The sequence below is a fragment of the Leifsonia sp. TF02-11 genome, assembly GCF_017565305.1.
Classification (GTDB): Bacteria; Actinomycetota; Actinomycetes; order Actinomycetales; family Microbacteriaceae; genus Leifsonia.
The window spans coordinates 77,943-102,735 of record NZ_JAGEKP010000001.1 but is presented as its reverse complement, the minus strand read 5'-3'; the positions used below and the strand labels follow the sequence as shown (position 1 = coordinate 102,735).

The 24,793-nt window shown below is 70.6% G+C and carries 26 protein-coding genes; 8 read left to right on the top strand and 18 right to left on the bottom strand.

The window, feature by feature from the left end; genetic code table 11:
• Window positions 1-52 precede the first annotated feature (52 nt).
• From JNB50_RS00495 to JNB50_RS00480, 4 genes are read left to right on the top strand one after another with little or no spacing between them, the layout of a single operon-like run.
• On the top strand, window positions 53-1,102 hold the full coding sequence (locus tag JNB50_RS00495; protein WP_208038156.1) for a glycosyltransferase family 2 protein: 1,050 nt from the start codon (window positions 53-55) through the stop codon (window positions 1,100-1,102).
• Window positions 1,099-2,163, top strand: coding sequence for a hypothetical protein (locus tag JNB50_RS00490; RefSeq protein WP_208038155.1), 1,065 nt, complete (start codon window positions 1,099-1,101; stop codon window positions 2,161-2,163). Before JNB50_RS00495 ends, JNB50_RS00490 begins: the two co-directional genes overlap by 4 nt.
• Window positions 2,160-3,047, top strand: coding sequence for a glycosyltransferase family 2 protein (locus JNB50_RS00485; protein ID WP_208038154.1), 888 nt, complete (start codon window positions 2,160-2,162; stop codon window positions 3,045-3,047). Before JNB50_RS00490 ends, JNB50_RS00485 begins: the two co-directional genes overlap by 4 nt.
• A 35-nt stretch (window positions 3,048-3,082) precedes the next feature.
• Window positions 3,083-3,958: a beta-1,6-N-acetylglucosaminyltransferase gene (locus JNB50_RS00480; protein WP_208038153.1), complete on the top strand. Its 876-nt coding sequence runs from the start codon at window positions 3,083-3,085 to the stop codon at window positions 3,956-3,958.
• A gap of 25 nt (window positions 3,959-3,983) precedes the next feature.
• Here the strand turns inward: JNB50_RS00480 and tyrS are convergent, their stop codons facing one another.
• Window positions 3,984-5,315: a tyrosine--tRNA ligase gene (gene tyrS, locus JNB50_RS00475; protein ID WP_208038152.1), complete on the bottom strand. Its 1,332-nt coding sequence runs from the start codon at window positions 5,313-5,315 to the stop codon at window positions 3,984-3,986.
• 130 nt (window positions 5,316-5,445) lie between these two features.
• Here tyrS and JNB50_RS00470 point away from each other — a divergent pair, with 130 nt between their 5' ends.
• A complete protein-coding gene (locus JNB50_RS00470) occupies window positions 5,446-6,060 on the top strand; it encodes a DNA-binding protein (protein WP_208038151.1) in 615 nt (204 codons plus the stop codon).
• 55 nt (window positions 6,061-6,115) lie between these two features.
• On the top strand, window positions 6,116-6,715 hold the full coding sequence (locus tag JNB50_RS00465; protein WP_208038150.1) for a hypothetical protein: 600 nt from the start codon (window positions 6,116-6,118) through the stop codon (window positions 6,713-6,715).
• A gap of 98 nt (window positions 6,716-6,813) precedes the next feature.
• Here the strand turns inward: JNB50_RS00465 and JNB50_RS00460 are convergent, their stop codons facing one another.
• From JNB50_RS00460 to infC, 16 genes are all read right to left on the bottom strand, one after another.
• Window positions 6,814-7,443 carry a DNA-3-methyladenine glycosylase gene (locus JNB50_RS00460; RefSeq protein ID WP_208038149.1) on the bottom strand — a complete coding sequence of 210 codons (630 nt, stop codon included), beginning with the start codon at window positions 7,441-7,443 and terminating at the stop codon, window positions 6,814-6,816.
• Window positions 7,444-7,456: 13 nt separating this feature from the next.
• The gene (locus JNB50_RS25370) at window positions 7,457-7,579 is read right to left on the bottom strand and encodes a hypothetical protein (RefSeq protein ID WP_279553243.1); all 123 of its coding nucleotides are present in this window, start codon (window positions 7,577-7,579) and stop codon (window positions 7,457-7,459) included.
• On the bottom strand, window positions 7,579-9,027 hold the full coding sequence (argH, locus tag JNB50_RS00455; protein ID WP_208038148.1) for an argininosuccinate lyase: 1,449 nt from the start codon (window positions 9,025-9,027) through the stop codon (window positions 7,579-7,581). Before argH ends, JNB50_RS25370 begins: the two co-directional genes overlap by 1 nt.
• On the bottom strand, window positions 9,024-9,959 hold the full coding sequence (gene argF / locus JNB50_RS00450; protein WP_208038147.1) for an ornithine carbamoyltransferase: 936 nt from the start codon (window positions 9,957-9,959) through the stop codon (window positions 9,024-9,026). Before argF ends, argH begins: the two co-directional genes overlap by 4 nt.
• Window positions 9,960-10,005: 46 nt before the next feature.
• Window positions 10,006-11,226 (bottom strand): acetylornithine transaminase, encoded by a 1,221-nt coding sequence (locus JNB50_RS00445; protein ID WP_208038146.1) that lies wholly within the window; start codon window positions 11,224-11,226, stop codon window positions 10,006-10,008.
• Window positions 11,223-12,143 carry an acetylglutamate kinase gene (gene argB / locus JNB50_RS00440; RefSeq protein WP_208038145.1) on the bottom strand — a complete coding sequence of 307 codons (921 nt, stop codon included), beginning with the start codon at window positions 12,141-12,143 and terminating at the stop codon, window positions 11,223-11,225. Before argB ends, JNB50_RS00445 begins: the two co-directional genes overlap by 4 nt.
• A gap of 1 nt (window position 12,144) precedes the next feature.
• Window positions 12,145-13,299, bottom strand: coding sequence for a bifunctional glutamate N-acetyltransferase/amino-acid acetyltransferase ArgJ (gene argJ / locus JNB50_RS00435; RefSeq protein WP_208038144.1), 1,155 nt, complete (start codon window positions 13,297-13,299; stop codon window positions 12,145-12,147).
• The gene (gene argC, locus JNB50_RS00430; RefSeq protein WP_208038143.1) at window positions 13,296-14,345 is read right to left on the bottom strand and encodes an N-acetyl-gamma-glutamyl-phosphate reductase; all 1,050 of its coding nucleotides are present in this window, start codon (window positions 14,343-14,345) and stop codon (window positions 13,296-13,298) included. The genes argJ and argC overlap by 4 nt, the downstream gene beginning before the upstream one ends.
• 1,168 nt (window positions 14,346-15,513) lie before the next feature.
• The gene (gene pheT / locus JNB50_RS00425; RefSeq protein ID WP_208038142.1) at window positions 15,514-18,057 is read right to left on the bottom strand and encodes a phenylalanine--tRNA ligase subunit beta; all 2,544 of its coding nucleotides are present in this window, start codon (window positions 18,055-18,057) and stop codon (window positions 15,514-15,516) included.
• Window positions 18,057-19,097 (bottom strand): phenylalanine--tRNA ligase subunit alpha, encoded by a 1,041-nt coding sequence (gene pheS / locus JNB50_RS00420; RefSeq protein WP_208038141.1) that lies wholly within the window; start codon window positions 19,095-19,097, stop codon window positions 18,057-18,059. The genes pheT and pheS overlap by 1 nt, the downstream gene beginning before the upstream one ends.
• A gap of 121 nt (window positions 19,098-19,218) precedes the next feature.
• The gene (locus JNB50_RS00415) at window positions 19,219-20,259 is read right to left on the bottom strand and encodes an SRPBCC domain-containing protein (RefSeq protein WP_208038140.1); all 1,041 of its coding nucleotides are present in this window, start codon (window positions 20,257-20,259) and stop codon (window positions 19,219-19,221) included.
• Window positions 20,256-20,711: a helix-turn-helix transcriptional regulator gene (locus JNB50_RS00410; RefSeq protein ID WP_208038139.1), complete on the bottom strand. Its 456-nt coding sequence runs from the start codon at window positions 20,709-20,711 to the stop codon at window positions 20,256-20,258. Before JNB50_RS00410 ends, JNB50_RS00415 begins: the two co-directional genes overlap by 4 nt.
• 47 nt (window positions 20,712-20,758) lie before the next feature.
• Complete coding sequence (locus JNB50_RS00405) at window positions 20,759-21,562, bottom strand: RNA methyltransferase (protein ID WP_208038138.1); 804 nt, start codon at window positions 21,560-21,562, stop codon at window positions 20,759-20,761.
• A 219-nt stretch (window positions 21,563-21,781) separates the two neighbouring features.
• On the bottom strand, window positions 21,782-22,174 hold the full coding sequence (rplT, locus tag JNB50_RS00400; protein WP_208038137.1) for a 50S ribosomal protein L20: 393 nt from the start codon (window positions 22,172-22,174) through the stop codon (window positions 21,782-21,784).
• 37 nt (window positions 22,175-22,211) lie between these two features.
• Window positions 22,212-22,406 carry a 50S ribosomal protein L35 gene (gene rpmI, locus JNB50_RS00395; RefSeq protein ID WP_185278178.1) on the bottom strand — a complete coding sequence of 65 codons (195 nt, stop codon included), beginning with the start codon at window positions 22,404-22,406 and terminating at the stop codon, window positions 22,212-22,214.
• Window positions 22,406-23,062, bottom strand: coding sequence for a translation initiation factor IF-3 (gene infC / locus JNB50_RS00390; RefSeq protein ID WP_208038327.1), 657 nt, complete (start codon window positions 23,060-23,062; stop codon window positions 22,406-22,408). The genes rpmI and infC overlap by 1 nt, the downstream gene beginning before the upstream one ends.
• 283 nt (window positions 23,063-23,345) lie before the next feature.
• On the opposite strand from infC, the gene JNB50_RS00385 reads away from it, so the two are divergent.
• The gene (locus tag JNB50_RS00385; protein ID WP_208038136.1) at window positions 23,346-23,720 is read left to right on the top strand and encodes a DUF1844 domain-containing protein; all 375 of its coding nucleotides are present in this window, start codon (window positions 23,346-23,348) and stop codon (window positions 23,718-23,720) included.
• A 4-nt stretch (window positions 23,721-23,724) separates the two neighbouring features.
• Window positions 23,725-24,057: an MmcQ/YjbR family DNA-binding protein gene (locus JNB50_RS00380; RefSeq protein WP_208038135.1), complete on the top strand. Its 333-nt coding sequence runs from the start codon at window positions 23,725-23,727 to the stop codon at window positions 24,055-24,057.
• Here JNB50_RS00380 and JNB50_RS00375 read toward each other — a convergent pair.
• Entirely contained in the window at window positions 24,054-24,767 is a 714-nt protein-coding gene (locus JNB50_RS00375; RefSeq protein WP_307794542.1) for a YoaK family protein, read from the bottom strand. The two genes, JNB50_RS00380 and JNB50_RS00375, sit on opposite strands and share 4 nt — an antisense overlap.
• Window positions 24,768-24,793 lie beyond the last annotated feature (26 nt).

Here is a 24,793-nt window from a genome sequence, read left to right as displayed (position 1 = left end):
TCATCTAGTATACCGTGACGTGGATCCGCTACCCACGACTTGGATGTGACCGATGACCCCCAGCTCGACCCGCACCGCGACGGTGATCGTCGCTGTGCGCAACGCCGGCGAGCACGTGACGGCCCTGGCCGAACGGCTGCGGGATGTGACGGGCCTTGCGGATGTCGGAGCCGTCGTCATCGACGACGGCTCCGACGATGCGACCGGGTCGGCTCTCGAAGAGCTGATCGGCGGCTCGCCACGCATCAGGCTCGTCCGGCACTCGGAGTCGGCCGGGGTCGCGGCGCGGAGGAACGAAGCGATCTCGCTCGCCGACGGCGAGTTCGTCTGGTTCGTCGACCACGACGACGAGTGGTCGAGCGCCGGCCTGAGCGCCCTCCTCGCGCACGCGGACGGCGCGGACGTCGTCTGTGCGCGCGCCGACTTCCGCTGGGGCCCCGGCGCCGCAGACCGGCGTCGCATCGACGGTGTCGCCGCGGTGACGTCGGCGCGCTCGATCGAGGCCGACGCCGCCGGCGCACTGCTGATCGGCGGCGAGCTTCACGGATTCCTCTGGTCGAAGCTCTTTCGGCGCACGGTGCTGGGCGACACCCCGTTCCCTCGGTACGTGTCGCAGAGCGACGTCGTGGGAGTGGCCCGCGCCTTCTCCAACGCCCGCGTCGTGCGCCTCATCCCGGAGACCGTCTACGTCTACCGCCGCGAACCCGGGTCGATCACCCGCGTGCGGACCCCCGACATCGGCGCACTCGAGTCCGCCCACGACGATGTCCTGCGACTCGTCGGAGGCCGCGTGTCCCGAGCCGCTCGTGACACGTTCACCGCACGCTTCTTCTGCCTCGCCGCCGTGAAGACCGCCGTCCGCTGGGGAGTCGACGGCCGGCAGATGCGGGTGACGACAGCAGCGGCGGTCCGCAGGGCACGCGGTCTGGCACTCGTCGGCGTCGCGAGGAACAGCGTTCCGCTCGCCGCGGCGATGCTCCTCCTGCGCATCGCGCCGCCCCTCCTCCCCGCGGCCATCCGATCGGCGCTCTTCTGTCTGGACACCCTGCGCTCACTGCGCTCTCGCTCGATCCGAACGGAGCAGGGGGCGGTCGGCGCATGAGCCGGATCGTGTATCTGCGCGTCGAGGACAGGAACTACCCGCGCAACGAACGCATCCGCGCGAGCCTCGGCCAGGCCGGGCATGACGTCGTGGTCGTCGACCGCGTCACCTCCGGGCCGAAGCCGATCCGCTTGCTGCGCGACTTCGCGCGCGGACTGCGTGCATCGCTCGGGAGCAGCCACGTCGTCGTGCCGGAGTTCTCCCTCCCGTTCGTCCCGGCGGCCTGGCTGATCGCGCGGGTCGCTGGGGCACGGCTCGTCGTGGACGCGTTCGTCGGCAAATACGAGACGGTCGTCGAAGACTGGGGACGCGCGCGCCCGGGCTCACTTCGCGCGCGCTGGTGTTCCCTCGTCGACCGAACCGCGGCGCGCCTGGCGGACCTCCTGCTCATCGACACCGACGCTCGCGCGGAGACACTCCGGTCGCGGGCGGGGAAGAACACCTCGGTGTTCACCCTTCCCGTGGGCTCTCCCGCCTGGATCAGACCGCAGCCACGCCCGCAGAACACCGAGTTGCGGGTGCTCTACTCGGGAGGGGCGCTCCCGCTCCACGGAATCCCGTTCTTCCTCCGTGGGCTTGCGGAGACGCGACGGACGGCCACGCGACTGACCCTGGTCCTCGCCGCACCGGCCGTGCGGCTCGAGTCGTTCCGCGCTCTCGCCGACGACCTCGGGATCCTCGATCGATGCGAATTCGTCGAGCCGGTCTCGCACGGCGAACTCATCCGAGTGGTCGGCGAGCACGATGTGGTGCTCGGCGTCTTCGGCGACTCTCCCAAGGCTCGGACCGTGCTGGCGAACAAGGTGTGGCAAGGACTCGCGGTCAGCCGCACCGTCGTGACTCGAAGCGGTCCGGCCCTGGCCGAGATCGCCGACATCGCCGGACCGCTCTTGATCGGCGTTCCCGACGAGTGCGCACTGGCCGAGGCTCTCGATCGGCTTGCGGCGCAACACGATCACCTCCCGGACGACAGCGGCATCGCCGACCGGCTCGAAGCGTACGTGCAGCGTCGGTTCGACGATTTCCTGACCGCCCTCGGCACGGATGGAGCCCACCCGTGAGCCAGCCGATCACCGTGATCATCCCCGCGAGGAACGCGGCGGCGAGCGTTCGGACCGCCATCTCGTCGACGCTTCGCGGCCTGCCGGCCGGATCCCGGGTGCTTCTCCGATCGGACGGGAGCACGGACGCGACGGCGGAAGCCGCGCGTTCTCTCGGCGACTCGCGAGTCGAGGTCATCGAGTCATCGGAGTCGATCGGGGTCGCGGCCTCCCTCAATCAGCTCCTCGAGCGTGTCGAGACCCCGCTCGTGGCACGGATGGACGCCGACGACATCGTGCTCCCCGGCCGTTGGCAGGCTCAGGCCGCTGCCCTGCGGGCCGGCGCCGACATCGCCTTCACCCCGGTCGTCAACTGGTTCTCGGGGACCCCCGTGGTCAAACCCCAGCGCCTCGAACCGATCGCGCACCCGCTCACGCCGCTGGTACTGCTGGTCGACAACCCGTTCATGCACCCGACCATGCTCGCGAGGACAGCCGTCCTACGCGACCTGGAGGGCTATCGCCCGGTGCCCAGCGAGGACTACGAGTTGTGGCTCCGTGCCGCCGCCCAGGGCGTCCGACTCGTCCGCTCGACGGTTCCACGGGTGATCTACCGGCGCCATCCCGGACAGGTGACGGCGCAGGTCGCCTGGCGCGCGTCCCGGTCGAAGAGCTCGCTCGTCGAGGAGTCGTTCCTTCTGCTGGGCGAGCTGATGCTCGGCTTCGCCCCGTCCTGGTTCGCCTGGCGTCGGGACGGCTTCCCCATCGACTCCATCCCCCCGGGCCTCGGCGCCGAACTCGACGAACTCGAGAGGCGGGCGGCGCTCGCTCCGGTTCGCGGCAGACGACCGCTGCTGCGTCGGATCGCGCAAATGAGAGCCCACGCCTCGAAAGGGAATCGTTGACCACCTTCGCCGTCCTCGCCCATGACGATCCCCGAATGCTCGCACGGCTCGGCCGCAGACTCGCCCCGTATCCCGTCGTCGTCCACATCGACGGGCGTCGCGATCGAAGACCATTCGCGGACGCACTCGCGGGGATCGAGAACGTCCGGATCAGCGAGTCGCGGGTGACGACGAACTGGGGAGGGTGGAGCCTGGTCGAGGCCATTCTGGCGCTCTATCGTGACTCCCTCACCGGATTGTCGGACGAGGAGCAGATCGTGCTGCTGTCCGGTCATTGCTATCCGTTGAGGCCGGTTGCAGAGATCGTCGCCGAGTTGGACGCTCCGCCGAAGCGGCTCTATCTCTCGGGAGCGCCGTACCACGACTTCGCAGACCAGAGCAGAACTCGGTTCCGCCAGTTCTACGACACCTTCCCGGTGCGTCAGACGGGGTACCGGCGGATCCTCTACGGAATCCCGCGCAAGCTGGTGCAGCGGGTATCGAGGCTGTTCCCGAGGACGATTCCCGGCGAAGACCAGTTCATCCTCGGCAGTCAATGGTGCGTGCTCACAGCCGCCGCGATCCGTGAGGCCGTCCTCCCGGCCGCCGACCACTACCGCCGCTTGCTCCGGACGACCCAATCCCCCGAGGAGACGTTCTTTCCGACCGCCGTTCTGCGCAGTCCGTACGCATCGCAGACCCAGGAGGGGGGCGTCGGCCCCTTCCGCGGCGAGAAGGTCGCCGACTACGCGAACATCCACCTTCTCGATCGATCGATGACGAAGACCTTCACCCTGGACGAGCTCGACGAGATCGTCCGCAGTTCGATGCCCTTCGTCCGCAAGGTGGACTCCGTGCGCTCCGCGAGCCTGCTCGACGAACTCGACCGCCGAGCAGGAGTACTGCCGCCGGGCGCCGCCCGATCACTCTGACCCGGCGCAGGGCTCCCGGGAGTGGTCACTCCACGAAGACGCCGCTGAGGGTCTTCTTGCCGCGCCGCAGCACGACCATCCCACCGGGGAGCAGGTGCTCCCCCACCTCGACGTCGGCGTCCTCGACCTTGGCGTTGTTGACGTAGACGCCGCCCTGGCCCACCGCGCGGCGCGCCTCGCCGAGGCTCTTGGTGAGGCCGGTGTCCACGAGCGCCTGCGCGATCGTGGTGGAGGCCGCCGTCATCGTATTGGGCAGCTCGCGCAGCGCGGCCTCGAGTGTCCCCGTGTCCTGCCCGGCCAGATCGCCCTGCCCGAAGAGCGCCTCCGACGCGGCGATGACGGCTTCCGTCGCTTCCACGCCGTGGATGAGCGCGGTCACCTCGTAGGCGAGGCGGCGCTGCGCCTCCCGGCGGAACGGCTCCTCGGCGACGGCGCGCTCGAGCCGCTCGATCTCGTCGCGGTGCAGGAACGTGAAGACTTTGAGGCGGTCGATGACGTCGGCATCGTCGGCGTTGAGCCAGAACTGGTAGATGCGGTACGGGCTGGTGAGGTTCGCGTCGAGCCAGATCGCGTTGCCCTCGCTCTTGCCGAACTTGGTCCCGTCGCTGTTGGTGATGAGCGGCGTGCCGATGGCGTGGCCGTGCGCGCCCTCCACCTTGCGGATGAGGTCGGTGCCGCTCGTGAGGTTGCCCCACTGGTCGCTGCCACCGGTCTGCAACACGCAGCCGTACTGACGGTAGAGCTCCAGGAAGTCCATGCCTTGCAGGATCTGGTAGCTGAACTCGGTGTACGAGATGCCCTCGTCGGAGTTGAGGCGCGCCGCGACGGCGTCCTTCTTGAGCATCGTGCCGACGCGGAAGTGCTTGCCGATCTCACGCAGGAAGTCGATCGCCGACAGCGGCGCCGTCCAGTCGAGGTTGTTGACCAGGCGCACGGCGTTGTCGCCCTCGGAGGACAGGAAGCGGGTGACCTGCTGCTGCAGGTAGCCGACCCACTCCGAGACGGTCTCCTTCGTGTTCAGCGTGCGCTCGGCGGTCGGGCGCGGGTCGCCGATGAGGCCGGTGGAGCCGCCGACGAGCCCGAGGGGCTTGTGCCCGGCGAGCTGGAGGCGGCGCATCAGCAGGAGCTGCACCAGGTTGCCGAGGTGGAGGCTGGGCGCCGTCGGGTCGAAACCGCAGTAATACGTGATCGGGTCGCCGGCGAGGAGCTCTTTGAGGGCGGATTCGTCGGTCGAGACGTGGACGAGTCCGCGCCACGTGAGCTCGTCCCAGACGTCGGCGAACGTCGGGTCGTTGGTCTGCGCGCTGAGCCTCTGCTCTGCGCTGCTCCGTTCTGCGGCTGCGGCGGTTTCTGGCACGGTCCCAGGCTAGCAGCGGCGGTCACCGGGCTCGGCGTTGCAGTCAGGTCAGAGATCCTGATGATCATTGAATCAGGCCATGAACCCTGATATGCTCACGATCAGGCCAAAACCCCTGATCGGAGGGATCATGTTCGTCATCACGGCCGACCAGGTCGACAGCCGGGGCCGACCCGACATCGTCACGCCGGTGCTCGCGGCGCTCGACGAGCGATTCGGCGACCGGCTCCTGCTCCCCGTCGACCGCAACGCGGGCGACGAGCTGCAGGCGCTCACCGCGGATGCCGCCGCCGCCCTCGACATCGTGACGACACTCGCCCGCGGCGACGCGTGGAGCGTCGGTCTCGGCATCGGGGAGGTGCGCACTCCTCTTCCGCCGCACACCAGGGAGGCGGGAGGCGACGCGTTCGTCGCCGCCAGGGCCGCGGTCACGCGCGCCAAGCGGGCACCGCTCCGCTTCGCCGCCGAAGCGCTCGTCGCCCCGCAGCCGGCCGCCGACGCGGAGGCGCTTGTGGGCCTGCTGCTCAGCCTGCGCGCGGGTCGCAGCGCAGCGGGATGGGAGCTGTACGACCTCGTGTCGACCGGGATGACCCAGGCCGAGGCCGGTGCACGGCTCGGCATCACGCCCCAATCGGTCAGCGACCGCGCCCGCGCGGCCGGGCTGCGCGCCGACCTCGCCGCACAGCCTGCCCTGGTTAGGCTGTTGGAGAGCGCCGACGCCGCCCAGGGAACGACTTCCGGTTGAGCACGGCCGCCCGCCGCTTCTCCGACAGAACGTCCGCCGACCGAACGTGAGCCGCATGACCGCCCTGCCTCTGCCCCAGTTCCTCCAGGCCGCGCTGCCGATCGCCCTGTGGGCGCTGGCGCTCGTGGTCGCCATCGCCTCCGTGTGCTGCATGGTCGCCACCCTGCGCACTCCGCGGCGCCCGCTCGTCTATACCGCGGCGGGGCTGCTCGCCCTGGCGTTCCTCCTGGTCGCGATCCCTCAACAGAGCGCGCCCCTGACCTTCCGGGTGCTGATCGGCGTCGTCGCCCTCGTCCTGAGCGTGATCGGCGGCGGCCCCGCAGCCCAGCTCGCGCTCGCCCTCGCCACCCGGAGCACCGCGGTGCCCGGCGTCCACGGCGGCATCGTCGTCCACGACCGCGTGAGCGGGCTGGAGGAGACCAGGGAGGTGCTGCGGGGCGGCACGACCATCGGGTTCCTCGAGCGGTTCGCGACCACGGGCGCGATCATGGCGGGCTTCCCCGAGGCCCTCGGCGTGCTGATCGCGATCAAGGGCGTCGGCCGCTTCACCGAGCTGGAGGCGCCGGAGGCCCGCGAGCGGTTCATCATCGGCACCCTGGTCAGCCTCATCTGGGCCTGCGTCTGCGCCGGCCTCTTCCGCTTCGCCGCAGCCTGACCCGTCCGCTGCCGCCGAGGGGCACGTCGTTGTCCCTTTCGAGGTGCGAAGGGGACAACAGAGTGCCCCTCGGCGCCCGGGCAGATCGCTCTGAGTGCTCAGTCGTGCGATTTGGGGTGGCGCTTGTACGGGGAGACGGTCGGGTCGCCGGGAATCCAGAACCGCCACGGGAACGTCACGCTGCCGCCTGCACCCGAGACGCCGGTGCGTGGGCCGGTCTCGTAGGCGGGCTGCACGGCCGGCAGCAGGAGGTCGAACGGCGGCGCGAACAGGTCGGAGCCGTTCTCCGACAGCAGGATGCCGGTCGCCACCACCAGCCGCGCGGGGCCCCTGGCCAGATCGCGCGCGGGAATCGCGCGCCCCGATGGCCCGGACCGCCTCCGCTCCGCCAGCTCCTCGCCCTCCACGACCTCCCCTGCCCGGAGCAGCAGGGCGGAGGAGACGCCCTCCGGCGAGCAGACCACGTTGGCGCAGACGTGCATCCCGTACGTGAAGTAGGTGTAGAGGTGTCCAGGGCCGCCGTACATCACGGCGTTGCGCTTCGTGCGGCCGCGGAAGGAGTGCGAACCGGGGTCGACGCCGTCGCCGATGTAGGCCTCCACCTCGGTGATGCGCACCGTGACGGCGCCCTCCTCCGTCTCGTGACGGAGGACCGCGCCGAGCAGTTTCGGCGCGACATCGAGCGCCGACGCGAGGAAGACGTCGCGCCCCGGGCGGTAGAGGGTCACGACGGCCGCCCGCTCAGAAGATCCGGCCGCCGGCCACGACGGTGACGATCAGACCGACCACGATCACCGCGACCGCGACGACGACGATCAGCGGGATGACCCATCCCGGCCGCCGCTGCTCCGGACGGCCGGCCATCAGCCGAGGTCCCTGCGCGTCGCGGCCAACGTCTGCGTGAGCGTGCGGACCCGCTCGGTCAGCGCCGCGAGCTGATCGGCGACGCGATCCGGGGCGGTGCCGCCGGCGCCGGCCCGGCTGGCCACGGAGCCCTCGACCGTCAGCACCGAACGCACCTCCGGAGTGAGCAGCGGCGACACCGCCGCCAGCTGCTCGTCGGACACGTCGCTCAGCTCCAGCCCGTTGTCCTCCGCGAACTTCACGAGGCTGCCGGTGATCTCGTGCGCGTTGCGGAACGGCACGTGCTGCTTGACCAGCCACTCGGCCACGTCGGTCGCCAGCGAGAAGCCCTGCGGCGCGAGCTCCGCCATCCGGTCGGTGTGGAAGCGGAGCGTCGCGACCATCCCGGCGAACGCGGGAAGGACGACCTCCAGCGTCTGCACCGAATCGAAGACCGGTTCCTTGTCCTCCTGGAGGTCGCGGTTGTACGCGAGCGGGAGGCCTTTGAGCGTGGTGAGGAGGCCGGTCAGGTTGCCGATCAGCCGCCCGGCCTTGCCGCGCGCGAGCTCGGCGATGTCGGGGTTCTTCTTCTGCGGCATGATCGACGACCCCGTCGAATATGCGTCGTCGAGGGTCACGAAGCCGAACTCGCGCGTGTTCCAGAGGATGATCTCCTCGGCGAAACGCGACAGGTCGACGCCGATCTGCGCCGCGACGAAGGCGAACTCGGCCACCACGTCGCGCGCGGCGGTGCCGTCGATCGAGTTCTCCGAGCTGGCGGCGAACCCGAGCTCGCGGGCCACGAGCTGCGGGTCGAGCCCGAGCGTCGACCCGGCCAGCGCCCCGGACCCGTACGGCGACACGTTCGCGCGGCGGTCCCAGTCGGCCAGGCGCTCCAGGTCGCGCACGAGCGGCCAGCAGTGCGCGAGCAGGTGGTGGGCGAGCAGCACCGGCTGCGCGTGCTGCAGGTGCGTGCGTCCCGGCATGATGGCGGTGGGATGCGCGTCGGCCTGCGCCGCGATCGCGTCGATCAGGGCGATCAGTCGCTCCGCGATGACGCCCGCGTGGTCACGCAGGTAGAGGCGCACCAGTGTGGCGATCTGGTCGTTGCGGCTGCGCCCTGCACGCAGCTTGCCGCCCAGGTCGGCCCCCGCGCGCTCGATCAGGCCGCGCTCCAGAGCGCCGTGCACGTCCTCGTCGCTCTCCGCGGCGACGAACGCACCGGAGGCGACGTCGGCGTCGAGCGCGTCGAGCGCCGCGGTCATCCCGTCCAGCTCGTCGTCGGTGAGGTAGCCGGCCGCGGCCAGTGCGCGCGCGTGCGCGCGGGAGCCGGCGATGTCGTAGGCCGCCAGCGCCCAGTCGAAGTGCGTGGACTTGCTGAGTGCGGCGAGCTCGGCCGACGGCCCCCCGGCGAACCGTGCCCCCCAGAGCTTGCCCTCGTCGGTCTTGCCGATACCGTCCGCGGTCATGCGGCCTCCTCGTTCTCGTTCAGCAGCCAGGTCAGCAGCGCTTTCTGGGCGTGGAGCCGATTCTCGGCCTCGTCCCAGACCACCGACTGCGGCCCGTCGATCACCTCGGCGGTGACCTCCAGACCACGGTAGGCGGGCAGGCAGTGCAGGAAGACCGCGTCCTCCGCCGCCAGGCTCATCAGCGCGGAGTCGACCGTGTAGTCGCCGAAGACGGCGACGCGCTCGGCCTTCTCGTCCTCCTTGCCCATCGACACCCAGGTGTCGGTGATGACCACGTCGGCGCCGGCGGCGGCCTCCCGCGCGTCGGTGGTGACCGTCACCGAGCCGCCGGTGCGCTCGGCGATCGCGCGCGCGTCGGCGACCACGTCCTCGGCGGGCGCGTAGGCAGCGGGGGCGGCGATGCGCACGTGCATCCCGGCGGTCGCGCCGCCCAGCAGGTAGGAGTGCGACATGTTGCTGGCGCCGTCGCCGAAGAACGCGAGCGTGAGCCCGGCAGTGCCGCCCTTGTGCTCACGGACGGTCTGGAGGTCGGCGAGGATCTGGCACGGGTGGAAGTCGTCCGAGAGGGCGTTGACCACCGGCACGCGCGTGCCCTCGGCCATCTCCTCCAGACCGGACTGGGCGTAGGTGCGCCAGACGATCGCGGAGACCATGCGCTCGAGCACGCGGGCGGTGTCGGCCAGCGACTCCTTGCCGCCGAGCTGGCTCTCCCCGCTCTGGATGACGAGCGGGCTGCCGCCGAGGTCGGCGATGCCGACGGCGAACGACACGCGCGTGCGCGTGGAGGTCTTGTCGAAGATGACGGCGACGGTCTGCGGGCCGGCGAGCGGCTTCGCGGAGAAACGGTCCGCTTTCAGGCGGGCGGCCAGCTCGAGCACCTCGAGCTGCTCGGCGGGGCTGAGATCGTCGTCGCGGAGGAAGTGACGGGTCATCGTGGTCCTTGGTCTGCGCCGGTGCGGCGCGTGCGTGGTGTGCAGGTCAGAGGGCGTCGAGGGCGCGGCCGAACTTCTCGCGGAACTCCGCGAGCTCGGCGTCGCCCACGATCAGCGGCGGCGCGAGGCGGATGCTCGACTCGTTGGGGGCGTTGATGATCAACCCCTCGGCGAGGGCGGCGTCCGAGAGCCGGTGCGCCTCCCCGTCAGTGAGTCCGACGCCGATCAGCAGGCCTGCGCCGCGCACGTCGCCGATCAGCGGAGAGTCGTAGGAGCGCAGGATGGCGCGCAGCTCCTCGCCGCGTCGTGCCGCGTTGCCGATCAGGTCGGCGCGCTCGATCTCGCCGATCACGGCGTTGCCGGCCGCGGTCGCGAGCGGGTTGCCGCCGAACGTGGACCCGTGCTGACCCTGGCTGAACAGCTCGGAAGCACGGCCGAACGTGATCAGGGCCCCGATCGGCACGCCGCCGGCGATGCCCTTCGCGACGGTGATGGCGTCGGGGAGGATGTCGGCGTGCTGGTAGGCGAACCACCGGCCGGTGCGGCCGATGCCGGTCTGGATCTCGTCGATGATCAGGAGCGCACCGTGCTGCTCCGTGAGCTCGCGTGCCCGCTGCAGGAAGCCCTCGGGGAGGTCGAGCACGCCGGCCTCGCCCTTGATCGGCTCCACGAACAGCGCGGCGACCCGGTCGTCGATCGCGGCCTCCAGCGCGGCGAGGGTGGAGTCGATGTGCTCGACACCGCCCGGAAGCGGCTCGAACGCCTCGCGCATCGGCGGCTTGCCGGTGAGCGCGAGCGACCCCATGGTCCGGCCGTGGAACGCGTTGTGCAGGGCGAGCACCCTGGTGCGCTTGCCGTGCGGCCCTCTGTTGAGGCGGGCCAGCTTGAAGGCTGCTTCGTTCGCCTCGGCACCGGAGTTGCCGAACAGGACACGGCCGTGCTCGCCCGCGCCGGTGATCGTGCGGAGACGCTCGGCGAGCTCCAGCTGCGGAGCGGTGGAGAAGTAGTTGGAGACGTGCGCGAGTGTGGCCACCTGGCTGCTCACGGCCTCCACCAGCACCGGGTGGGCGTGCCCGAGGGAGTTGACGGCGATGCCGGCGAGGAAGTCGAGGTACTCGTTGCCGTCGACGTCCCACACCCGGCAGCCCTCGCCGCGCGCGAGCATCAGCTTGGGCGTGGCGAGCGTGCGCATAATCGCGTCGCCGAAGCGCGGCTTCCAGCGCCCCTCGGTGACCGTTCCCGTGTCGCCTGCGAGCTGTGCGCTCATGCGGGCACCACCTCCGTTCCGATTCCGGACTGCGTGAAGACCTCGAGCAGGATCGAGTGTGCCACCCGTCCGTCGATGATCGCCGCCTTGGGCACGCCGCCGTCGACGGCATCGAGGCAGGCCGACATCTTGGGGATCATCCCCGACTCGAGCGTCGGCAGCAGCTCCCGCAGCTCGGGCGCCGCGATCTTCGACAGCAGGGAGTCGCGGTTGGGCCAGTCGCTGTAGAGTCCGGCGACGTCGGTCAGGATGACCAGCTTCGCGGCTCCGAGCGCCACGGCGAGCGCCGCCGCTGCGGCGTCGGCGTTGACGTTGAGCGACTGACCGGGGTCGTCGATGTCGGGCGCGATCGAGGAGACCACCGGGATGCGCCCGGCGTCGAGCTGAGCGAGCACCGCCTCCGGGTTCACACCGATCACGTCGCCGACGAGACCGAGGTCGACCTCTTCGCCGTCGACGACGGCCCCGCGCTTGCGGCCCTGGAAGAGCCCGGCGTCCTCTCCGGAAAGGCCGGCGGCCAGTGGGCCGTGCTTGTTGATGTTGCTCACGATGTCGCGGTTGATCTGGCCGGTCAGCACCATCCGCACCACGTCCATCGCCTCGGGCGTCGTGACCCGGTAGCCGCCCCGGAACTCGCTGTCGATGCCCAGCCGGTCGAGCATGGCCGAGATCTGCGGGCCCCCACCGTGCACCACGACGGGACGCAGGCCCGCGTAGCGCAGGTAGACGATGTCTTCCGCGAACGTACGCTGCAGCTCTTCGCTCACCATGGCGTTGCCGCCGAACTTCACGACGATGACGCGGTCGTGGAAGGTCTTCAGCCACGGCAGCGACTCGATGAGGGTCGCGGCCTTGGCCGCGGCTGCTTCGTGCTCGGCCGCTTCGGCGGCCTCGGTCGTCTCGTCTGTCGTCGTCATCTCAGCTGGAGTAGGCACTGTTCTCGTGCACGTAGTCGTGGGTCAGGTCGTTGGTGAGGATCGCGGCCGTCTCGTCTCCGGCGTGGAGGTCGATGAGCACGTGCACGGCGCGCGGGGTCAGGTCGACCAGGTCGCGCGGCTGGTCGGGCTCCCCGGCCGTGCACACCTGCACGCCGTTGATCGCCACGTCGATGCCGTACGGGTCGAACTCCGCGTCGGTCGTGCCCACGGCGGCGAGCACCCGACCCCAGTTGGGGTCGTTGCCGAAGATCGCCGCCTTGAACAGGTTGGAGCGCGAGACGGCGCGGCCGACGGTCACGGCGTCGTCCTCCGTGCGGGCGTTGACGACCTCGATCGTGACGTCGTGCGACGCTCCCTCGGCGTCCTCCTGCAGCTGCTTCGCGAGGCTGCGGCACACGTCGGTGAGGGCGAGTGTGAACTCGTCGAGGTCGGGAGTCACCCCGCTCGCCCCGGAGCCGAGGAGGGCGACGGTGTCGTTCGTCGACATGCACCCGTCGGAGTCCACCCGGTCGAACGTGACCCGGGTGGCCGCGCGCAGGGCACGGTCGAGCTGGTCGGAGTCGAGCACCGCGTCGGTGGTGATGACGACCAGCATGGTCGCGAGCCCCGGCGCCAGCATGCCGGCACCCTTGGCCATCCCGCCGACCGCCCAACCCGCGTCGGAGCGGTGCTCCGCCTGCTTGGGCCGGGTGTCGGTCGTCATGATCGCCTCGGCGGCGCCGAGTCCCGAGTCGCCGGCGAGCGCCGTCGCCGCCTGAGCGACGCCGGCCGTCAGCTTCGCGACGTCGAGCTGCTCGCCGATGAGGCCGGTCGAGCACACCAGCACATCGCCCGCCGAGATGCCCAGGGCCTCCCCCACCGCCTCGGCCGTCGCGTGCGTGGTCTGGAAGCCGCGCGACCCGGTGTAACAGTTCGCGCCTCCGGAGTTGAGGACGATCGCGGAGACCACGCCGTCGGCGATGACCTGCTTGCTCCAGATCACCGGATTGGCCTGGCAGCGGTTGGTGGTGAACACGGCGGCGGCCGCGGTGAGCGGCCCCCGGTTCTGCACGAGCGCGAGGTCGCGCTTGCCGCTCGACTTGAGCCCCGCGACGACGCCGGCCGCGGCGAATCCTTTGGCTGTGGTGACGCTCATGGCGCGACTCCGTTCACGCTCAGGCCGGCGGTCTCGGCGAGGCCGAGAGCGATGTTCGCGGACTGGATCGCCGCCCCGGCTGTTCCTTTGTAGAGATTGTCGATCGCGAGTACCGTGACGACCCGCCCCGCGGCCGCGTCGAGCGCGACGCCGATCAGAACCGTGTTGGCGCCGAGCACGTCGGCGGTACGCGGAACGGTTCCGGCGGGCAGCACCTGCACGAACGGCTCGTCCACGTAGGCGGCCTCCCAGACCTCCTGCACCTGCTGCGCGGTCACTCCCGGCTTCACCCGCGCAGTGGAGGTGGCGAGGATGCCGCGCGACATCGGAACGAGCACCGGTGTGAACGACAGCGTCGGCGCCGTCGCGCCCGCCTTGCGGAGGTTCTGCTGGATCTCCGGGATGTGCCGGTGCGTGCCGCCCACCGCGTACGGGTTGGCCGACCCGAGGATCTCGCTGGCCAGATACATCGTCTTGAGCGACTTGCCCGCGCCGGAGGGGCCGACGGCGAGGACGCTGACGATGTCCTGCTCCTCGACGATCCCGGCGTGGATGCCCGGCGCGAGCGCGAGGGAGACGGCGCTCGCGTTGCAGCCGGGTGCGGCGATCCTTGTCGTGCCGACGATCCGCGACCGCTGCTTCGTCCCGTCGGCGGACACGATCAGCTCGGGCACCCCGTAGGCCCACGCCCCGTGGTGCTCGCCGCCGTAGAACGCGGCCCAGTCGGCCGGATCCTCCAGCCGGTGGTCCGCTCCCGCGTCGACAACGAGGGTGTCGGCGGGCAGCTGCGCGGCGATCGCGCCGGACGTGCCGTGCGGCAGGGCCAGGAAGACCACGTCGTGACCGGAGAGTTTCTCCGCCGTGCTCTCGGTGAGTGTGAGGTGGGCGAGCGAACGCAGGTGCGGCTGGTGCGCGATCAGCGGGTGACCGGCGTTCTGGTGGGCGGTGACGGTGCGGATCTCGAAATCGGGATGATCGGCGAGGATGCGCAGCAGCTCGCCGCCCGCGTACCCGGAGGCACCGGCGACGGCAACCGAGAAAGTCATGCTTGTTCCTTGATGAGTGGACGACAGGGGGCCGAGACTCCGGCGGCGCCCACGTCCGACCCGCGAGGGGTCGCCCGAACGCCGCCTAGATTCGGCGGTCGCGCAGGCGTCGGCGCAAGGAGGGGGCACCGACGATAAGCATGCTGCAACCCTACCGCCCCCTCCCCGCCGCTCGCCAAATCGGCTGCGCGCCCCGGCCGCCGCCACGAATCGCCGCGTTCGCGGCGCGAATGTCGCCGCTCGTCACGAATCGCCGCCCCACACGCGCGAACGCACGCATTCGCCGCTTTCCGCCGCGTGCGCGCACGATCCCGCGCGCCCACGCTCGTCACGATCCCCGCGCACATTTGCCGCAAATGCGGCGACCCACGCCCCGCAACGCGACATTCGGGGCACATCCCACCCACCCACATTCGTCACGAATCCCGACATTCGTACGCGAATCCCCGCGCCACACTTGCGCAAATGCGGCGACTCACACCCCGCAACGCGACATTCGGTGCAATCCCACCCACCCACATTCGTCACGAATCCCGACATTCGTGCCACGAAAGTCGACATTCGTCACGAATCCCCGCACCATACCTGCCTCAAATGCGGCGACTCGGGCCCCCAAACGCCACATTCGGCCCAAATCGCACCCACCTACATTCGTCACGAATCCCGACATTCGTGGCACGAAAGTCGACATTCGTCACGAATCCGCACCATACCTGCCGCAAGTGCGGCGACCTGCGCCCCCAAACGCCACATTCGACGCAAATGTCGCGCGCCCACATTCGTCACGAATCCCCGCCACATTTGCCGCAAGTGCGGTGACCCGCGCCCCCCAAGGCCACATTCGACGCAAATGTCGCGCGCCCACATTCGTCACGAATCGCGGGATTCGTGGCACGAAAGTCGACATTCGTCACGAATCCCCGCCACATTTGCCGCAAGTGCGGCGACTCGTGCCCCGCAACGTCACGTTTGGCGCAAATCGCAGCGGCCCGCATTCGCACTAGGCCGGGCGATCGTGGCTCGCAGCATGACATTCGTCACCGAGCGGCGGTGCTGGCGCGTGGCGGGTCGCCGCGAGCGGCTCGGGGCGCGCCCGGGATTCGGCACGAATGTCGCGGTTCGGAGCGAAGCGCGACATTCGTGTCGAATCGGCGGCGGCGCGGTGGAGCTAGTCGCGGATGTGCGCCCCGTAGAGCTGCTCGGCGCGGGCGGCGCCGGCGAGCTTCGCCTCGCTGGCCTCGGCCGCGGTGAGCGTGCGGTCGTCGGCGCGGAAGCGCAGCGCGAACGTCAGGCTCTTGTGCGCGACGGGGAGGCCGGTGCCGCGGTAGTCGTCGACCAGGCGGATGTCCTCCAGCAGGTCGCCCGCCCCGTCGCGAACGGCGGCCAGCACCTGTCCCGCAGGCACCTCGTCGCGCACGACGAGCGACAGGTCCTGGGTCGCCGCGGGGAAGCCGGCGATCGTGCCCGCGACGATGTCGGCGGGGGCGACCGCGATCAGCGCGTCGAGGTCGAGCTCGTAGACCGCGACCACACGGGGCAGGTCGAGCTCGTCCGCGAGCGCGGGCAAAAGTTCGCCCGCGTAGCCGACGACGATCCGCGACCCGTCCGCCGCGTGCGCGACCAGCTGCGCCGTGCGTCCGGGGTGCAGCGCCTTGTGCCGGCTCTGCACGGGCTCGATCGCCACGCCGACGGCGGCGGCGGTCTGCTGTACAGCGGTCAGCGCGTCCGCGATGCCCGCCGTCATCGGCGTCTGTCCCGGCTGCTTCTCCACCGGGTTGCCGACGATGAGGCCGGCGAGGTGCCGGGGCTGCGCCGGGATGCCGGCGTTGAGACCCGCGAGCACGTCGGCGTCGGGGAGGGCGGCGCCGGGCGGCAGCTCCGCGCTCCCGAGCTGCACGCCGGTCGGCAGGAACACCGTGCCGAGCTCGTACACGCGCAGGTCGACGAGGCCGCGCGCGAGGTTGCGCTTGGCGATGTCCAGAAGGCCGGGGAGCAGCGAAGCCCGCAGGTACGGCGCGGTCGCGTCGAGCGGGTTCGCCAGCCGCACTGCAGGCACGGGGCCGCTCTCGGGCGATCCGAACAGATCGTTCTGCGCCTCCGAGACGAACGGGAACGCGAGCACCTCCGTCGCGCCGTTGTCGGCGAGCATCTGCGCAACGCCCCGACGCAGCTTCTGCTCACGCGACAGGCCGCGCCCGGGCGGTGCGACCGGAAGCACGGACGGGATGCGGTCGAAGCCGACGATCCGGGCGACCTCCTCCGCCAGGTCGGACTTGTCGCGCAGGTCGGGTCGCCAGCTCGGCGGGACGACGAGCAGCGCGTCCCCGTCGCCGGTCACCGCTCCGCCGATCTCGGCGAGCGCACCGCGCACCTCGTCGTCGGTGAACGCGACCCCGATCAGGTTCGGGATGTAGTCGTTCGGGAGCCGGATGGGCTCGGCGTCCTCCGCCGTGTCGAGCAGCGAACCGAGCTCGTCGGCGTGCCCGCCCGCGAGCTGCTCGAGCAGCTGAACCACGCGCGCCGCCGCGGCCACGGCGACCCGGGGGTCGACACCGCGCTCGAAACGCTTGGACGCCTCGCTCGGCAGCTTGTGCCTGCGTGCGGTGCGCGCGATCGACACGGGGTCGAAGTTCGCGGCCTCCACGAGCACGTTGCTGGTGCCGTCGCCGATCTCGGTGGACGCCCCGCCCATCACGCCGGCGAGACCGATCGCGCCGGACTCGTCGGTGATGAGGAGGTCTTCCACGTCGAGCGCGCGGGTCTGGTCATCGAGGGTCACGAGCGTCTCGCCCGCGTGGGCGCGCCGCACGACGATGCCGCCGGTGAGCTTGTCGAGGTCGTAGCCGTGGATCGGCTGGCCCAGTTCGAGCATCACGTAGTTGGTGATGTCGACGATCAGCGAGATCGAACGGATGCCCGCTAGCTTGAGGCGCGCGACCATCCATGGCGGGGTCGGCCGCGACCCGTCGACGTCGCGGACGACGCGGGTCACGAACACGGTCGCGCCGACGCGGCCGCGGATCGGCGCGCGATCGTCGATGGTCACGCTGAACCCGTGCGCGTGCGCGCCGGCCGAGTGCACGTGGACGGCCTCGGCCGGGTCGCGGAAGGCCGCACCGGTGGCGTGCGAGTACTCGCGCGCGATGCCGCGGATCGAGAACGCGTAGCCGCGGTCGGGGGTGACGTTGACCTCCACCGCGGTGTCGTCGAGGCCGAGCAGCGAGATCGCGTCGGAGCCGACCTCCGGGTCGAGTCCGAGCGTCGACAGCCGCAGGATGCCCTCGTGGTCGTCGCCGAGCCCGAGCTCGCGCGCGGAGGCGATCATCCCGTCGGACACGTGCCCGTAGGTCTTGCGCGCGGCGATCGGGAACGGGCCGGGGAGCACGGAGCCGGGCAGGGTGACGACGACCTTGTCGCCGACGAAGAAGTTGCGGGCGCCGCACACGATTCCGTGCACCGCGTCGCCGCCGTCGGCCGCCTGCTGCCCGTCGGGCGCGACGCGCACCTGGCACCAGCGGATGGTCTTGCCGTTGCTCTGCGGCTCCTCCACGAACTCCAGCACCTGACCGACGACGACGGGGCCGCTGATCTCGAAGGTGTGGACGTCCTCCTCTTCGAGACCGACGGAGACGAGGGCGGCGTGGACCTCCTCCGCCGTGGTTCCCGGCTCGAGGTCGACGTACTCGCCGAGCCAACTCAGGGGGACGCGCATCAGACCACCATTCCGAACTGCTGGGAGAACCGGACATCGCCCTCGGCCATGTCACGCATGTCTTTGACGTCGTTGCGGAACATCAGCGCCCGCTCGACGCCCATCCCGAACGCGAACCCGGAGTACACCTCCGGGTCGATGCCCGCGGAGCGCAGGACGTTCGGGTTCACCATCCCGCAGCCGCCCCACTCGATCCAGCGCGCGCCGCCCTTGAAGGTCGGGTGCCAGAGGTCGAGCTCGGCGCTCGGCTCGGTGAACGGGAAGTAGTTGGGGCGCAGGCGCACACGCGCGCCCTCGCCGAAGAGCGTCCGGGCGAAGTGGTCGAGCGTGCCGCGCAGGTGCGCCATCGTCAGCCCCTTGTCGACGGCGATGCCCTCCACCTGGGTGAAGACCGGGAGGTGGGTCGCGTCGAATTCGTCGGTGCGGAACACTCGCCCGGGCGCGATGCGGTACACCGGCAGGTCGTTGCCGAGCAGCGAGCGCAGCTGCACGGGCGAGGTGTGCGTGCGCAGCACGAGGTGCGAGTCGGTCGGCTCGACGAAGAAGGTGTCCTGCATGGCGCGCGCCGGGTGGTCGGCGTCGAAGTTGAGGGCGTCGAAGTTGTACCACTCGCTCTCGAGCTCCGGGCCTTCTGCGACCTCCCAGCCCATGCCGACGAAGATGTCGGCGATGCGCTCCTGCAGGAGGCTCAGCGGATGCCGGGCTCCGGGGGTCCACCGGCTGGGCAGCGCGGTCACGTCCACGGCTTCCGCGGCCAGCCGGGCGGCGTCCTCCGCGGCCGCGATGTCGGCCTCCTTGGCGGCGAACGCCTGGGTGACGCGACCGCGGGCGCCGCCGACGAGCTTGCCCGCAGCGGCCTTCTGATCGCCGGGCAGCGAGCGGATGGCGGCGTTCAGCCGTGCAAGCGGGGAACCCTCTGCGGTGTGGTCGTGGCGGACGGCCTTCAGCGCGTCCGAGGTGTCCGCGGCGTCGATCGCGGCGAGCGCCGCAGCGACGGCCGTCTCGACGGACTCCTCGGTGATTTCGGTGGATTCAGACACGGTTCCCCAGTCTAGTCGGCGGAGATGGAAGCCTCGTCGGCGGAGATGGAGGTCTCGTCGACGGAAATGGAGGTCTCATCGACGTCCGACGCGGCGGACGGCCGCCCGGCGGCGGAGGCGCTCACTCCCCCGCGTAGACCAGGTACGCGGCCTCCCAGAGCCGGTCGGGAGCCGGGACGGTGAGTCCGGAGAGCAACAGGGTCAGCTGGTCGATCAGCGTGTGCCAACCCGCCGCGAAGTCGGGCGCCGAGCGCAGCCGCCCGGCGCCGAGGGTGTCCTTCACTCCGTCTTGCACGAGCGACAGCAGCGTGCCGTCGCGGGTCTCCTCCAGGCGGATGCTCACCGCGGCGTCACCCCAGGTGAACCTCAGGTGCGCGCGCTCCTGGAGGTCGAGGACCTCCAGTTCCTGGACGGCACCTTCCACGTTCTCGTCGCCGAGGCGCATCACATCGCCGGTGCGCAGCCGGCGCTCACGGGCGGGATCGTCCGGCCACTGCACCACCGGCCAGAGCCACCGGCCCACCCTGTCGGGCAGCGTGAGGGCGTCCCAGACTTCATCGACCGACGCGTCCAGCAGCCGCTCCAGCGCGACCGCCGATCGGTCCCCCGTGCGCTCGATCGTCGCGCGCACGAGGGCGGCCTCGTCGCGGCGGTACTCGTCGAGTGCGGCGTCGAACGCGGCGGGATCGGCCGCCTCGCCGACGTAGCCGTCGAGCTCCTGCGGTGTCGCCTCCCCACCGAGCTCGCGGGCGAGATGGGTGAGGACGTCCTGCCAGCCCGCCCCGTAGACGGAGGCCGTCACGGCCTGCACGCGGCGGTGGGTCAGCGTAAGCAGAACGCGGTCGGCCCCCGCTTCCGTGATAGTCGCCTCCAGTTCGGTGCGCGACTCGGTCTCGCCGTCGCCGCTGAACCGCCAGCTCACGAGGAGGCGTCGCCCGGGGTCGCAGGCGAGCACGCGGCCGTCGACCACAGCGTCGGTGTCGGGGCCGCCCATCTCGAGGCGGAAGCCGTCGACGGTCTGCTGATAGCGCCCGATCCAGCGGGCCAGCCGTTCCGGTTCGGTGAGCGCGGCCCAGAGCTCCGCGGGCGTTGCCGGGTACTCGCGCTGGACCGTTACCGATCGGCGGGCGCCGTCGAGCGCGATCTCTCCCCATAGGGTCATGACGCCTCCTGAGTGGCCTGCGCCGTGGTCTGCGCCGTGGCCTGCACTGTGGCGCGGCGCTGCGCCGCACGCCCGCGGGCGAGCTCGGTGCCGAGGGCGTCGAGGCGCTGCTGGAGTACCTCGGTGGCAGGCTCCCTCGGCCCTGGGGTCGCGGCATCGCTGCGCGCTGCTCTGGGCTCCACCGCGCGGAAGGCGGCGAGCCCCTCGAACCAGGCCGCGGCCTCCTGGAGGCCGGCCGGATCGAGGGCGTAGACCCGGCGTTGCCCGTCGACGCGGGAGGCGACGACGCCCGTCTCGCGCAGTACGCGCAGGTGCCGGGAGGCGGCGGGCTGCGTGATGCCGAACTCGTCGGCAGCGTGCACGGCCAGCTCCCCCGCCGTGCGCTCACCGCGTGCGAGCAGCTCCACGAAGCGCCGCCGAACGGGATCGCCCACTGCCTCGAGACCGTCCATGCGGACAATCTATCAAGGCAGCATTATATAACGCAATCTTTATCGAATCACACCGAGCGCTGAGCGAACGCCGACTCGTACAGGCACACCGACGCAGCGGTGGCCAGGTTCATCGACTCGGCGCGACCGTAGATCGGAACGGTCACCACGCGATCGACCAGACCGAGCAGCTCGTCGTCCAGCCCGTGCGCCTCGTTGCCGAACACCCACGCGGTCGGCCGGGCGAGCTGCCCCTCCTGACGCGCGGCGAGGAGGTCCTCTCCCTTGATGTCGGCGGCCAGCACCTGCAGGCCGGCCGAGTGCGCACGGCCGATGACGTCGGCGAGGTCGGCGCCGACGGCGACCGGCACGTGGAACAGCGAGCCCGTCGTCGACCGCACGACCTTGGGGTTGTAGAGGTCGACCGTGCGCCCGGTGAGCACCACCGCGTCCGCCCCCGCCGAGTCGGCTGCGCGGATGATCGTGCCGGCATTGCCCGGGTCGCGGACTTCCTCCAGCACTGCGACCAGCCGCGGCTCGTCGGCGAAGATGTCGCGGATCGACGTGGGGAACTGCCGGCAGACGGCGACGAAGCCCTGCGGCGTGACGGTGTCGGCCATGGTGTCGAGGACGTGCTCGGTGACGAACTCGACGTCGACGCCGGCCTCCACGGCCGTCTGCGCGATGTCTTGATAGCGCTCCAGGGCCGACGGTGTGGCGTACAGCTCCACGACGAGCTCGGGTCGGAAGGTGAGCGCTTCGGAGACCGCCTGCGGCCCCTCCAGCAGGAAGAGACCGGTCTCTGCCCTGGCGGGACGCTTCGCCAGCTTCGCGACGGCGCGGACGCGCGGGGAGCGCGGGTTGTCAAGCATGCGCTCAGCATATCGGCGCGCCCGCGGAGCAGCCGCACTTGCGACGCCGTCGGCAATTCCGGAGGTTCGGCTCCACACGCCGCGCGGATGTCCGTGACTCCGGAGATCGGTGGCGGCACAGGGATGGCTCTCCGGACGAACGGAGGCCGGGGCCCAGCCGGGAACGACGAACGGCCCGGTCGACGCGACGTCGACCGGGCCGTTCGGAGGGTGCGCAGCTTACGCGGCGGCGTCGGCCTTCGGGGCCGAGGTGTCGGCCGGGAGGGCCTTCTTCGCCGTCTCGACGAGGGCCGCGAAGGTCGCGGGCTCGTTCACGGCCAGCTCGGCGAGGATGCGACGGTCGACCTCGACGCCCGCCAGGCCCAGGCCCTGGATGAAGCGGTTGTAGGTGAGGCCGTTGGCGCGGCTCGCGGCGTTGATCCGCTGGATCCAGAGACGGCGGAAGTCGCCCTTCTTCTGGCGGCGGTCACGGTACGCGTAGACGAGCGAGTGGGTGACCTGCTCCTTCGCCTTGCGGTAGAGGCGCGACCGCTGACCGCGGTAGCCCTCGGCGCGCTCGAGGATGACCCGACGCTTCTTGTGGGCGTTGACAGCCCTCTTCACTCTTGCCATTAGTCGTTATTCCTTACGTGCGTGTCGGGGAGGAGCTCTACTTGCCGATCATCCGGCGGATGACCTTGGCGTCCACCTCGGGGACGACCTGGTCCTGGTTCAGTCGACGGGTGCGACGGCTGGACTTGAGCTCCAGGTTGTGGCGCATGCCGGCCTGCTGCTTCATGACCTTGCCGCTGCCGGTGATCTTGAAGCGCTTCTTGGCGCCGGAGTGGGACTTCTGCTTGGGCATTACTTCTCCTCGTTCGTCGCCTGGGCGGGCGAACTCTCTTCGGACTGAGCAGCGTCGGCTGTCTCAGCAACCGCGTCCTGGTCGCGCCCCTGGGCGCGCGCCTTGGAAGCGGCACGTTGTGCGTTGGCCTCGGCCTTGGCCTCGGACTTGTTCTTGAGCGGGCTGATGATCATCACCATGTTGCGGCCGTCGATGGTGGGGTTGGACTCCACCTGGCCGAACTCGGCGACGTCCTCCGCGAAACGCTGCAGGAGGCGCACACCCTGCTCCGGGCGCGACTGCTCGCGGCCTCGGAAGAGGATCATGGCCTTCACCTTGTCGCCGGCCTTCAGGAAGCCTTCGGCGCGCTTGCGCTTGGTCTCGTAGTCGTGCTTGTCGATCTTGAGGCGGAACCTGACCTCTTTGAGGATGGTGTTCGCCTGGTTGCGCCTGGCCTCCTTGGCCTTCTGCGCAGCCTCGTACTTGAACTTGCCGTAGTCCATGATCTTCGCGACCGGCGGCTTGGAATTGGGCGCGACTTCGACCAGGTCGAGGTCCGCCTCCTGCGCGAGTCGGATGGCGACCTCGATCTTGACGACGCCGACCTGCTCTCCGCTGGGGCCGACGAGTCGAACTTCGGGGACGCGGATACGGTCATTCGTACGGGGTTCGCTGATGTCAGTCTCCTCTGATGAGCGATTCTTCGTGTGCTCGGGCCGTCCGGGGACGGTTCGGAGAAAGTGTGGATTCCACGCACCAGCGCAGCCCCGCGCCCGATTTTCCCGAAGGATTCGGTTCGCACGGCTGGTGCAACACCCTGGCTACCGCCGTGCTGACGCACGTCGGCGGAGTGCAACGACCCGGTAACCTGTAAAGCGGTCAAGCGCGGGTGGGAGGAATCTCCACTTTCGTCCCGAGGCAGATGCCCCGGAGCCCGAACGATTCTAGCAGAGGAATGCAGTGAGCGACACATCCCCCACCCCCGACAGCTTCTCGTACGAGGAGGAGGCGATCGCCGAGGTCACGCGCGACATCGCCGAGGTCCCCGCGGTGGAGGTCATCACCACCACCGCAGTGCACCTGATGAGCGCCGCCGCCGTCAAGGTGGGGCTCGCCGACGACCCGCAGCAGCAGACCGACCTCGACGAGGCCCGCAAGCTCATCGACGCCCTCGCCGGGCTGGTCACGGCGAGCGCGCAGCACCTCGGCGACCAGCACGCCCGCAGCCTGCGCGACGGCCTCCGCTCGCTGCAGCTGGCCTTCCGGGAGGCGTCGCCGTTCCCCGACGAGATCGGCAAGGGACCGGGCGAGAAGTACACCGGCCCGGTGAGCTGAGCCGTTGGACGCCGCGGCGGTGCGTGCCCTCGCCCTCGGCCTCCCCGAGGTCGAGGAGTACGACCACGGCGGCCTCCCTGCGTTCCGGGTGCGCGGCAGCCGGTTCGCGACCCTGCTCGACCCGGAGTCGTCGACGGTCAACCTGATGCTCGGCGAGGCGGGCATCCGGGAGGCCACCGCCGCCTGGCCGGAGCACTGCTCGGAGCGCTGGTTCGCCGGCCGGCTGATGGCCGCGCGGGTCGACTTCGCCGACATCGATGCGGGACTGATGCGCGAGCTGGTCACCGACGCCTGGCGCAACCGTGCGCCTGCGACGCTGCGGCGTCTGCTCGACTAGTCCGCCGCGGGCTCCTGACCGGCCGACCGGGCACGGTGCCCCGTGTGTCCGAGCGATGCGACCACGATCGTGACCGCCGCCGACACCAGGACGCCGAGCGCCACGTTCACCAGGAGGGCGAGCGCACCTGCGGCCGCTCCCGCCGAGATCAGGACGACCGCCAGCGCGCGCCGCAGCCACAGCGCCCCGGTGCCGCCCGCGAGCCTGCTGTCGGCGGCGAGGCCGGTTAGCGTGGAGGTCACGACGACCGTGGTCACCTCGGCGACCTTCACCCGGCGGGCGAGCGCCGCCTGCATCCCCATCGCGAAGCCGAGCGCCGACGTCGCGATGGTGCCGACCGTCTCCGGGGCGAGGTGGAGTGCGAAGGCGAGCAGGGCGGCGATCGCGGTCAGGAGTGTGGCGATGATCCACAGCGTCACGGTCACCCGGCCCGACCAGCCGTCCTGTCGGCGCACCAACCGGGAGCCGACCACCGCCCCCGCCAGGAAGAACCCGAGCGCGAGCAACGGCCGCAGGATCGGGAGGCTGGTCGTGCCGGTGAGCGCCATCCCGAGCAGCACGACGTTCCCCGTCATGTTGCCGGTGAAGACACGGTCGAGGCCGAGATAGCCGACCGCGTCGACGACCCCGGTGGAGAAGGTGAGGGCGAGCATGAGGGCGAGGTGAAGCCGATCGGCATCGACACCGGCCAGGCGATCAGAGACGGACACGGTCTCCAACCTAGGCGGTGCGGACC